We start from the raw sequence: 11,881 nt of genomic DNA on the forward strand, positions 1-11,881 counted from the left end.
TTGATAAAGAAAAATGGCAAACTGGAAATTATGTTATTATAGGCGAAAAAATAAAAAATAATTCTGACTATAAAGCTGGCGATAAAATAAAGATTAATGTCAAAAATAAAGTCAAAGAAGTCCAAGTTATGGGAAAAGTTGAATATAATTTTTCAAATGGTCTTAGATATTTTTCTGTAATTAAGGAAGATATAAACGACGAATCTAGTCCTACTTTAGACTTGGAATATATTTATATGAATCCGAATGAGTATAAAGAGCTCACAGGAGATAAGAGTATAATGTCCTATGGATTTGATGTAGAAGATAGCGAAAAGGAAAATTTTGATAATCTATTAAAAACTTTTGAAAATGAGCCAGACTTTTCCTATGATTCAAGAGACCTTCAGATCAAATCTACAATGGAATTCAAAAGCCTAATAGAATTTGCTGGATATAGTTTATCTATAGTATTATTCTTAATATCTGTGTTGAACTTTATTAACGTTATTGCTACTGAAATACTACGAAACATGGTGAACTTATCAATCCTTGAAGCAATTGGAATGACAAAGAAAAATATTAAAAAATATTTAGTGAAAAAGAATTTGATTTATTCTTTATGTGGCTTAGTATTTTCTTTCATCATTATGCTTCTTGTAGATAAATTTATCTTGATGGATTTTATGGAACAGACTCAGTGGACTTCCTATAAATTTATAATCATGCCACTTATCCTTGTAAACTTTGTAAATATAATTATTGGGATAATATTTACTGGCAAGTTCTATGAAAAGCACAGTCAAAACAGTCTTGTAGATAGAATAAGAAGTTTAGAATAATAGAGGAGGTTTTATGAAAGAAAATTTAAGCAAGAAGATATTTCTACTTGGACTCGTAATATTTGTAATTTCTTACCTACTTCCAGTAGATATATTTCAAAGCTATACAAACCTAAGACCAACTGGACTTACATCAATGTTTGTCTGCCCAATTATTGGACTAATAGGTTTAATATTTGGGATAAAGGACAAAGATAAGTTGTTTATAATATTGAATCTACTTTTAATTTTATTACTGCCTATAGCAATGTTTGTAGGTCATCTAATATAAGTAATGCGACTTAAACAAGAAGATAGTAATTTAAACAGCTCTTTTGTGGGCTGTTTTTTCTTTGTTCCAAAATGATATAATAAATTATAAGATGTTTATTTATTGACATATTCCCACATACGAGGCTTTTAAAAAAAATTAAATTTTATCTATTCTGACCACTCAAGCCATTGTGAAGCCCTAGCCCTACTTGTCAAGGAGCGAAGCGACGCTGAGAAGTAGAGGCAGGTCTCATGCAAAGATTTCCCAAGAGAATCGACCAAATAGGGAGCTTCGATTGCCAGAAATTGATTGCTGAGGCTATTGCCCTGTTGTCACGAGCGTGAAGGAAGTGTATTCATAATTATATTGTAATTAGATAGTAGGTGAAATTATGATGAATAAAAAAATTAAGTCTAAGCGAGATGGACTGGAGCTGGAACTTGCTATCATCGAGCCAAGCTCTAATCCTATTGGAATTGTTCAGCTAGTTCATGGAATGTCAGAGCATAAAGAGCGTTACTACGATTTTATGAATTACCTAGCTCAAAACGGCTACATCTGTGCGATTCATGACCATAGAGGCCACGGAGCTAGCGTTAAAGACCCATCTCACTTAGGATATTTTTATACAGAGGACAGCTCTGTTATTGTTGACGATGCTCATCAAGTGACAGAATACTTAAAAGAAAGATATCCTTCGCTGAGTATTTCAATTTTTAGTCATAGCATGGGCACTCTTGTTTCTAGAAATTATTTAAAGAAATACGATCATGAACTTGAGAAAATAGTTTTATGTGGCCCGCCAACTGAGAATAAATTAGCAAGATTTGCAGTATTTTTAGCAAAAATAAGCAGTATTTTTTATGGCAAATATAAGCCCAATAAATTTTTAAATGCTTTATCAGTGGGTCAATATAGCAAGGGATATGAAAACCAGCTAGATTGGATTTGCTCTAATCCAGACACAGTCGAGGCATACGAGGCAGATCCGCTTTGTGGTTTTATATTTACTACAAATGCCTTTATCAACCTATTTAAATTATTAGAGTCAGCCTACAAGGGCAGAGACTGGAGACCAAAAAACATTGCTTTACCAATATTTTTAATAGCTGGAGAAGATGATCCTGTTATTCAAGGCAAAGAAAAGTTTAAGGGTTTAGAAAGATTTTTAAAAAGTCTTGAATATAAAAACATTAAAAGCAAGCTTTATAAGGGTATGAAACATGAAATACTTAATGAAAGAGATAAAGAAACTATTTACCAGGACGTGCTAGAATTTTTACGCTCTGATACAAATAAAAAAGAAAAGATTTAGAGGCAATTAACTTTTTGGCCATTAAATAAGGAGGAAAAGGATGGGCATACTTTCAGTGCTGACTAGATTATTATTAGCAGCCCTTTTAGGAGCGATTATTGGCATAGAAAGGGAAGCTAAGAATAGGGCAGCTGGTTTTAGAACACACATTATTGTCAGTGTGGGGGCATGTTTAATTATGCTCATAGGCATTGATGCGATAGGTGAGGTATCTAGTGACCAGGCAAGGGACACCGCAAGACTTGCAGGGCAAGTTGTCAGTGGCATTGGCTTTTTAGGTGCAGGTACGATCCTTCAAAAAAAGAATGGGGTATCAGGCCTGACCACAGCAGCAACCCTATGGCTGTCTGCAGCCATTGGACTGGCAACAGGAATTGGATATTATGAGGGGGCAATCATAGCAACGATCATTTGCCTAATAACCCTGGTATCACTACAAGGAGTTAGTGATTTGATCAATAGGAGAACAACAAAATCCTATATAATGATATTTGATACTGACAATTTCAATCGGGATTATTTTCGGGAACTCACTTCAAAAGAGGGTGTGGAAGTAAGAAGGTTAAATATCCTTGATGAGGACATGGATGACAAGTCAATGGTCCAAGCAAAATTATCTTTTTATAAAAATTATAATATTGGTCGATTTTTTAAGAAACTAAAAGCAGACTTTGACTTAGAATCAGTAAAATTGTCCAAACAAGAAGATTGGGACCAAGAAATATAATTAGGAGGAAGAACAGAAACCATAAGATTATCATATCCAGATTATATAAGTGGAAGATTGGATACCTATTCTTTTGGAGCAAGCTTCTGCAATGTATTTTCCTCAAAATTAACCCATTGTTGGGGAGATGTTCCAGCACGAATGGAGAAGAAAAGTCAGTCACAAATGGAATTTTGAGTGAAATTGAGGTTTTATATGGTATCAAAATTGCACAAGCCGGGCTTTGTGAACAAATCGTCTGATAGGATGATTACAGTTGGTGGAAACTGCACAGTTTCACTTGCTCTATTTACATGCTTGTCTAGATAAACAGTCCCTAGGGGCTGTTTTTTCTTGACTTTATATTGATATAATTAACTAAAATAACGGATACATTTAGATATACAAGGCATTTGAACAAATCCTAATTGTAGTCTTAGTCCATGCAGAAGAACTGGTCCTACTTGGAATAAATAATACTTAAATGACTTGCATTCTAAAGGAAAATTTAAAGATCATTTTCATCGTCATCAGAATGTGAGACGAATGGGTGGGCTATAATGATGATAGAGATTTCGTGTTTTAATCCCGCCACAAGAAATGTATCGAAGCCAAATATATAAAAATGGCGAGAAAAATCTCGCCAAACTTGATTTATCTACGCCATTTATACTATAATGGCGAGAAAGGAGGCTTGTATGAGAGACTTTAATTATAAAAACCTATTAGCTTTAAAGCTGCCTGTAAGGATTTACGAATTAATAGCCGGGATCTATGAATATAAGGGGAAACAAGAATTATATGTAGCTAACTTTTCTGATGTATTGGATAAGATGGTGGAAGTGGCAAAAGTTCAATCTACAAAATCATCGAATGCCATAGAAGGGATTTCTACAAATGATAGCAGGCTAGAAGAATTAATGAATAAAAAAAGCCAGCCTAGAAATAGAAATGAAGAAGAAATTTATGGCTATAGAGAAGTTTTGGATCTTATCCATGAAAACTATGGGACCATTGAACTGACAAAAAATAATATTCTAACCCTACATAATAAGCTCTATTCATATTCTGGAGAAAATCACAAAGGTAAATTTAAAACCATAGATAACAGTATTATAGAAGTGGATTCACTTGGTGAGAAAAGAATAAGATTTCAGCCGATATCAGCTTTTGAAACAGAAGCCTCTATTGATAGGATGCTTGCTGCTTATGATGAGGCTGTAAGGGCAAAGATCCCTCCCCTCCTCTTAATTCCGACTTTTGTTCATGATTTCTTGTGTATTCATCCATTTTCCGATGGAAATGGAAGAATGTCGAGACTGCTAACCCTCCTACTTCTTTATAAAAATGGGTTTTTTGTAGGAAAATACATTTCTTTAGAAATGCTCATTGAAAATACGAAAGATCTTTACTACGAAGCACTACAAGCTTCTAGTGAAAACTGGCACAATGGGAAAAATGATAACCTCCCCTTTATAAACTATATGCTATCTATTCTTTACAAGGCATATAGTGAGTGTGATGAGAGATTTAAGTTGATAGGAGAGAAATCCCTAACTTCTGCAGAAAGAGTGATGAAAGTGTTTGAAAACTCTTTAGAACCCTTATCTAAATCTGATTTGATTTTATTGTGTTCAGATATTTCCCAACGGACCATTGAAAGAGCTTTGAAGGAATTAAAAGATGAGGATTTGATTAAACAAATAGGCAGGGGAAGGGCAACAAAATATATAAAAGTTTAAGGGTTTTGGTATGGTAAGTCTTAGATAGGTTATCTAATCTCCACAGATATCTGTGGTCTTATAAAGATAGGGAGGAAAAATAAATGAATGAGCAAAATCAATTTGACTGGGTCGATTTTTATAGGGAATTTGCAGTAAAGCTATTGGCTTACAAAAATAAAAGAGGAGAGCTGGTAGAAAAGGTAAGGGCTATCTATACTATGACAGGGATCAATATGCCGACCTTGGAAAAGGATAACGAGCTTGTGGACATTGATCCCTTTACTGTATTTGGCCTTTTTAACAAGAAGATAACAGAAGACAAGCGTATTAAGATTATACAGGCAATAGCAAATTTATTTAACGTCAAAACACAGGTTCCGACATCCTTTGACAGTCTTCCAGTTCTTAGCCCCCAGAATGCGACCTTCTATTATTTTATAGACCAAAGAGGTCAAGAGGATATTGACGACTTGTGGGAATTATTTGCATCCGCCCTAGCCTATGCAGAGGCCCCAACAGACCAAAATCGAGAGATTTTTTCTCGCTACTTTGACCTGGTAATGAATAAAAAAGGGAGTGGGAACAGTAAAATTACCATGGCTTTGTATTGGACATCACCAGATACATTTTTGAATTTAGATAGACGCAATAGGTGGTATATCTATAAATCTGGCAAACTGCCAGTGGATGTCGTAGAGCAACTCCCCAAAATGCACCCCAAGATTCCTGCTAGCAAATACTTTAAAATTATAGAGGCCGTGAGGTCTTATTTACAAAGTGAAGGGAGTGACCTAAAGGACTTTAAAGAACTTTCCTTTCAAGCCTGGATATATTCAGAAGAAGTAAACCAACAAAATAAAGTGGAAGAGGATAAGAAAACCTCTAAGGCTGCATTTTTGCGCTGGTTTGGTCCCTTAATTCAGGCCCTTCGTGATTTGGGTGGATCTGCATCTCCGGCTAAAGCCAGAGAAAAAATCATCGAAAATGAAAATTTGTCAGAAGAAGAAGTTAATGAGACAAGAGGAAAAAACAAGGTAAATAAATTTGCAAATGAAGTGGCCTTTGCGCGGAATTATCTTGCAAATGCAGGCTATATTGATAGAAGCCTTTATGGAGTATGGACCTTAACTGAAAAAGGAAAGACGGTCAATATGACAAGAGAAATGGCCTCAGATATATTTAAAAATGTCTTGTCATCGAGCTCAGATAAAACGGAAAATAAATCCACTGCCTTGGCAGACCAGGATGTCCACACTGTTCGCTATTGGATCTATGCTCCAGGCAAAGGATCATGCAGGTGGGAGGAATTTTATGATGAAGGCATTATGGCCATTGGTTGGGGAGAGCTTGGGGACCTCACTCAGTTTGACAGCAAGGATGCCATGAAGGCCAAAATGAAGGAAATATTTGATGAAAATCTAACCTATCAAAATTCAGCCCACCTAACCTGGCAATTTGCAAATGAAATGAAAATAGGGGACATTATCTTTGTGAAAAAGGGAATGCACCAGCTTATTGGCCGGGGTGTAGTGATGTCTGATTATGAATTTGACACCAGTAGAGAAGATGATTTTAAAAACATTCGTCAAGTAGATTGGACCCATACTGGGGAGTGGCCCCATCCGGGACAGGCAGTACCAAAGACTCTTACGGATATCACCCCCTATACAGATTATGTGGAAAAACTCAATGCCATCTTTGAAGATGAATCTGAAGAAGATGTTGAAGAAGTCGAAAAGATCTACCCGACCTATACGAAAGAAAACTTCTTGTCAGAAGTCTATATGTCAGAAGAAGAATATGACAAACTAGCTGGTATTTTACGAATCAAGAAAAATGTTGTTTTACAGGGGGCTCCAGGAGTTGGCAAGACCTTTGCGGCTAAGAGACTAGCCTTTTCTATGATGGGGGTCAAGGATGTAGAAAGAGTGATGATGGTCCAGTTTCATCAGAGTTATTCCTATGAGGACTTCATCATGGGATTTAGACCTTCAAGCAATGGATTTGAGTTGAAAAGAGGAGCCTTTTATAACTTCTGTAAAAAAGCGGAAATTGATGAAGAGAATGACTATTTTTTTATCATTGATGAAATTAACCGGGGCAATTTAAGTAAAATATTTGGCGAGTTATTTATGCTTATTGAAAATGATAAGAGAGGGATTCCCTTGCAACTCTTGTATTCGGATGAAAAATTTTCTGTCCCCAAGAACATTCATATAATAGGCATGATGAACACGGCAGACCGTAGTCTAGCTATGCTGGACTATGCCTTGAGAAGAAGGTTTGCTTTTTTTGAAATCAAGCCAGGATTTACAACGGATGGATTTAAAAAATACGCAGCTGGCCTAGAAAATGAGAAATTCGATAAGTTGATAGCATGTGTAGAGAACTTAAATGATGTTATTTCTGAAGATGAATCTCTAGGAGAGGGTTTCTGTATTGGCCATAGCTACTTTTGTAACTTGTCTCCATCTACCCTGGATGCCCTGGTCCTGTCAGGCATTGTCGAATATGAATTGATCCCACTTCTGAAAGAGTATTGGTTTGATGAGCCAACAAGAGTAACAACTTGGACCAGCAATTTAAGGAGCGCCCTTAAGTGATACCAGTTCAAAATGTTTATTACATGTTATCCTATGCCTTTAAAGCCCTTAACCAACAAGGATACAAAAAGATAGCTACTGAAGAATTTAAGAACACAGCAGAGCTGATGGCGGCAATATTGGCAAAAGGCATCGCTAGTCAGTTGAAGCAGGGACTTAAAAAAGACTATATAGCTCAAACAGAAGAACTATCCGCCATTAGAGGTAAAATCGACATAACACAATCCCTAAAGACAAATAGTATGCTCAGAAAAAGGCTAGTATGCTCATATGATGATTTTTCTGAAAACAATACGATGAATCGAATCATCAAGTCAACGGCCCAGCTCCTTCTTAAGGCGGACATATCAAAAACTAGGAAAAAAGAACTCCGCAAGTTAATGGTCTACTTTACAAATGTAAGGCCCATCAACCTATATAGGGTCAATTGGAACCTGCAGTACAATCAAAACAACCAGACCTATCAGATGCTGATTTCCCTATGCTATTTGATTGTAAAGGGTCTGCTTCATACAAATACCAATGGAACAAGCAAACTCATGGACTTTCTTGATGAGCAGAGAATGTACCGTTTGTATGAAAAGTTTATTTTGGAATACTATAAAAGACATTATCCAGACTTATCCGCCAGTGCTTCACAAATACCCTGGTCATTGGATGATGGAGTGGACCATATGCTGCCAATCATGCAGAGTGACATCCATCTTGAGAGAGGAAATACAGTGCTTATTATCGATGCCAAATACTATAAAAGATCGACCCAGACCCAGTTCAATAAACACACCTTACATTCCAACAACCTATACCAGATATTTACCTATGTAAAAAATCGCCAATACCAATTTGGCGATGAGGAGAACACGGTTTCTGGAATGCTCCTATATGCCAAGACAGATGTTTCGATACAACCCGACAACGTCTACCAAATGCATGGAAACCAGATAAGCGCGAAAACTCTAGATCTAAATCTTCCCTTTGAAGAAGTTGCCAACCAGCTGGATAGGATTGTGGAGTCACATTTTACGGATATAAATAAAGTTTATTAACAATCTTAAAACTTAAAGAAAGGAGAGAAACATGGATATCTTAAGAATTATATTTCCCCTATTAATCATAGGCCTAGCAGTAATTTATGTCCTTTATCTTGCCAAGACCAAGAAAAAGGACAAGAACCAAGACAAAGAAGGACAAGGCACAGATAACTACATGGCAGAAGGGATGTCCATTGGTATGTGCTTGGGGATTGCTTTGTCAACGACACTGGACCAGGACATGGCCATGGGCATATCCCTGGGCATGCTCTTTGGCATGGCCATAGGAATGGGTATCAAAAAATAAAAACAGATAAAACCTCGACACGGTGAAAATAAATCCACCCTGCCGGGGTTTTTTATTGATTTATATGAAGAAAAGATAGACAGAAAAAGCCCATGCAAGAGATGGGTCAAGCCAATGTAAATTTTGCGTAAATTCTGTATTTTTACAAAAAATTAAGACCCAAAAAAGAAAATTTTGGGTATAATTAGGAATCACTAGAGAATAGAAAAAGGAGACTTAAAATCTCTTCTTAGAGACCTTTTCCCAAGAGATAAAATTGCTGAAAAGCCATAAGCGGGGACCGTAGAAAGGATTTTTTGTGGGAAGAAAATTTAGAGACCAATTTACAGACCCTAAAACCATCAAAAAAATTGAAGATTTTGAAAAAACTCCCCAAAACCAGGCTAGGTTAAGGTCTGTAAAAGAAGGGATGAAGGAAAAAATCAAGAAGCCCTTTTATATTGGATGCCTGGGCCTGCTTCTTGTCTTTATTACCCTTGCCTACTTAAAAAGCTATGGGGTCATCCTACTTTGCCTTGCCTGGTATTTTGGAACTAAATACCTTAGAGAAAACCAAGCAAGTCTTGCAAGGGACTATACCGACCATTTTTTGCGGCCTGTCTTGCAGGAAATTTTGCCCCAAACAAGAGTCAACTACTTTGAAAAGATGGATGTAGGGATTTTACAAAAGCTAGTCCCTGGGTCAGAAGGATACTATTCAAATTGCCACATCCTATTTGGAGACGACCTGGAGACAGAGTTTTGTAACATGCAATCCTACCACTATATAAAAGATAGCGACGGCAACGACCAGAAGCGAGTTGACTTTACAGGCCAAGTCCTAGCCGTCAAGCTCAATACACAAATTAAGGGCCACATCCGGATTGTCCCCCTTGTGAAAGAAAATTTTCTGGGCCATAAAAGCTACGGGCAATACGGGGAAAAGAGGAGAGAGGAAGAAGAAATCCAAACAGAGTCCCTGGTCTTCAACCAGGCCTATTCCATCTTTTCGACAGATACTTTTTACAGTCGCCTAATCCTGGACCCCCATATTTTGGACATCTTAAACAACTGGAAAGACAAGATGAAACTCTGCCTCTACCTGGACCAAAAACAGATATCCCTGGCCTTTGAATCCCGGGAATTTTTATTTTCCGTCCCCAAGACCCCAGAGGATATAGACAAGCTATCCCTGGCAGGAGAATATGAAAAAATCCAGGAAAAACTAGCCGATTTTTATGACCTAATCGATAGAATTGTAGAAAAATTGTATTAAGGAGGAAAAATGGAAAAATACATCAGCTTAATAGGGCTTCCCCTGGTCGTCCTGCTAATTGGACTTTGGTTTATCAAAAGTTCCAACCGGCTCAACAGGTACCTGGTCAAGATTGAAGAATCCAAGAAAAATCTGGATATCGCCCTGGCCAAAAGATACGACACAATTTGTGAAATGGCAAAAGTGGCCAAGTCTTTTGCCAAACATGAAAAAACCACCCTCTTGGATGTTATCAAACTAAGACAAGAAACAGACCTCCAAAGTCTGGGCAAGGCCATAAAAGATCAAAACCAAGCCATTGACCACATCTACGCCCTGGCAGAAGCCTATCCAGACCTCAAGTCCTCCCAAGAATTTTTACGACTCCAAGAGGAAATTGACGACGAAAATGAACAATTGGCAGCGGCCAAGAGAATCGTCAACAGCAATATCAGCCTGATCAACCAAGAAATTGTCAGCTTTCCAAGGTCCTTGGTGGCCAAGGTCAAGGGCGTGGGGAAAATTGACTTCCTCCAGGAAGAAGACCTAACCGGCAAAAAGTCCATCCATGACTTTAATTATGACCTCTAGTTAGATAAAAGGACTTAAACCAGCGAGTAAAAAGACCATCCTAGGAAACAATGCCTTGCCAAGGGACCCCAACAAGCTTGGCCACTTTTCCAAGGGAAACAATAAATAAAATCAAGGAGCAAGTCGCATGAAAAAAGTAAAAAAATTAGGAATCCTGCTGGTGGCCCTGGTGGTCCTGGGAGGTCTTGGATTTTCCATTTTTATAGGCAAGCAAGTTTTTGAGGGTTTTAGCAATGTCATCCCCAGGGAAGAAACCCTCCGCTATGCTAAAGACTATGAAAAAGCCTTTGACCAATTTGCCCAGGACAAGGACCTGGAAGAACTGGCCATTCCCTCCCGACAAAAAGACCACACCATTCCTGCTATTTTGCTAAAAAAACCCGGCAACAAAAATATGGCTGTTTTGGTCCATGGCCTAGGAGGGACCAAGACCTCCCTGGCCCGGATTATGGACATCTTTTTAGACCTAGGCTACAATGTCCTGGCTATAGACCAGAGAAACTCCGGAGACAACCAAGCCCCCTACAACACCTTTGGCGTCCTGGAATCCCTGGACATCCTGGATGCCGTCCAAGTGGCAGAAAATAAGCTGGACGACGGAGGCAAGCTGGTCTTGTGGGGCGAATCCTATGGAGGAGCCAGCGCTGCCATAGCAGCAGGAAGAGATGACTCAAAAATTGACGTCTTGATCTTGGAATCCCCCCTGGCAGATTCTAATGACATGTTGGACCGAGAACTCAAAAAAATAGAAAAAAACCAGGGAATTCCCCTGGCCTATATGCGGTGGACAGGCGACCTCTATACCCGGTATAAGCTCCACTTTTCCTTTAAAGATATCAACGCCTGCCAGTGGATCCACCAGGTGACCATTCCCGTATTCATCAGTAATTCTGACCAGGACCAGGTCACCCCGCCCTATATGGGAGAAGACCTCTACCAGACCATCCCTCACGATAAGAAGCGGCTCTATACTGCCCAGGGTTTTGGTCATACAGAATTTCCCCAAAAAGAAAGAGAGACCTACCAAAGACTAGTAGAAGATTTTTTACAAGCCAACCTCTAAGCCCCCAACTGGTAGCTGAGAGAAAGCGGCTAAAAAGAATCCTGGTTTAGAAAAATTGACCAAGTTAAAAAATCAGAGAAAATAAGTTTTAAATGATAGGAAAACGGGTAAACTTGCAGAGAAAGCCTACTTGAACCTCACAAAAGAGAGGGTAAGAAATATTACAATTCTGTAAAAGTCTAGTTAAAAACTAGAAAATAAAAAAGAGGTTATGGTATAATGGCCCTTTACAG

The 11,881-nt window shown here is 38.0% G+C and carries 11 protein-coding genes; all 11 read left to right on the forward strand.

The genetic code is table 11. The features are described from left to right. The coding region (locus CS898_RS00005) for an ABC transporter permease (protein WP_143614535.1) at positions 1-821 on the forward strand (821 nt) is incomplete at its 5' end. 13 nt (positions 822-834) lie between these two features. Beyond that, on the forward strand, positions 835-1,092 hold the full coding sequence (locus CS898_RS00010) for a hypothetical protein (RefSeq protein ID WP_039880671.1): 258 nt from the start codon (positions 835-837) through the stop codon (positions 1,090-1,092). 376 nt (positions 1,093-1,468) lie between these two features. After that, a complete protein-coding gene (locus CS898_RS00015; RefSeq protein ID WP_234975980.1) occupies positions 1,469-2,389 on the forward strand; it encodes an alpha/beta fold hydrolase in 921 nt (306 codons plus the stop codon). Between the two features lie 40 nt (positions 2,390-2,429). Then, a complete protein-coding gene (locus tag CS898_RS00020; RefSeq protein ID WP_099207668.1) occupies positions 2,430-3,116 on the forward strand; it encodes an MgtC/SapB family protein in 687 nt (228 codons plus the stop codon). Positions 3,117-3,793: 677 nt separating this feature from the next. After that, the gene (locus CS898_RS00025; protein ID WP_009431036.1) at positions 3,794-4,837 is read left to right on the forward strand and encodes a Fic family protein; all 1,044 of its coding nucleotides are present in this window, start codon (positions 3,794-3,796) and stop codon (positions 4,835-4,837) included. An 83-nt stretch (positions 4,838-4,920) separates the two neighbouring features. Continuing rightward, a complete protein-coding gene (locus CS898_RS00030) occupies positions 4,921-7,422 on the forward strand; it encodes a DUF8426 domain-containing protein (RefSeq protein WP_099207669.1) in 2,502 nt (833 codons plus the stop codon). Continuing rightward, entirely contained in the window at positions 7,419-8,468 is a 1,050-nt protein-coding gene (gene mcrC / locus CS898_RS00035) for a 5-methylcytosine-specific restriction endonuclease system specificity protein McrC (RefSeq protein WP_099207670.1), read from the forward strand. The genes CS898_RS00030 and mcrC overlap by 4 nt, the downstream gene beginning before the upstream one ends. A 31-nt stretch (positions 8,469-8,499) precedes the next feature. Next, complete coding sequence (locus CS898_RS00040) at positions 8,500-8,760, forward strand: DUF2700 domain-containing protein (RefSeq protein WP_099207671.1); 261 nt, start codon at positions 8,500-8,502, stop codon at positions 8,758-8,760. Between the two features lie 298 nt (positions 8,761-9,058). Further along, positions 9,059-10,015, forward strand: coding sequence for a DUF3137 domain-containing protein (locus tag CS898_RS00045; RefSeq protein WP_009430214.1), 957 nt, complete (start codon positions 9,059-9,061; stop codon positions 10,013-10,015). A 9-nt stretch (positions 10,016-10,024) separates the two neighbouring features. Beyond that, the gene (locus tag CS898_RS00050; RefSeq protein ID WP_009430631.1) at positions 10,025-10,585 is read left to right on the forward strand and encodes a LemA family protein; all 561 of its coding nucleotides are present in this window, start codon (positions 10,025-10,027) and stop codon (positions 10,583-10,585) included. 127 nt (positions 10,586-10,712) lie between these two features. Then, the gene (locus CS898_RS00055; protein ID WP_099207672.1) at positions 10,713-11,648 is read left to right on the forward strand and encodes an alpha/beta hydrolase; all 936 of its coding nucleotides are present in this window, start codon (positions 10,713-10,715) and stop codon (positions 11,646-11,648) included. The last annotated feature ends 233 nt before the right edge of the window (positions 11,649-11,881 follow it).

The sequence above is a fragment of the Urinicoccus timonensis genome, assembly GCF_900232945.1.
Lineage (GTDB): Bacteria > Bacillota > Clostridia > Tissierellales > Peptoniphilaceae > Urinicoccus > Urinicoccus timonensis.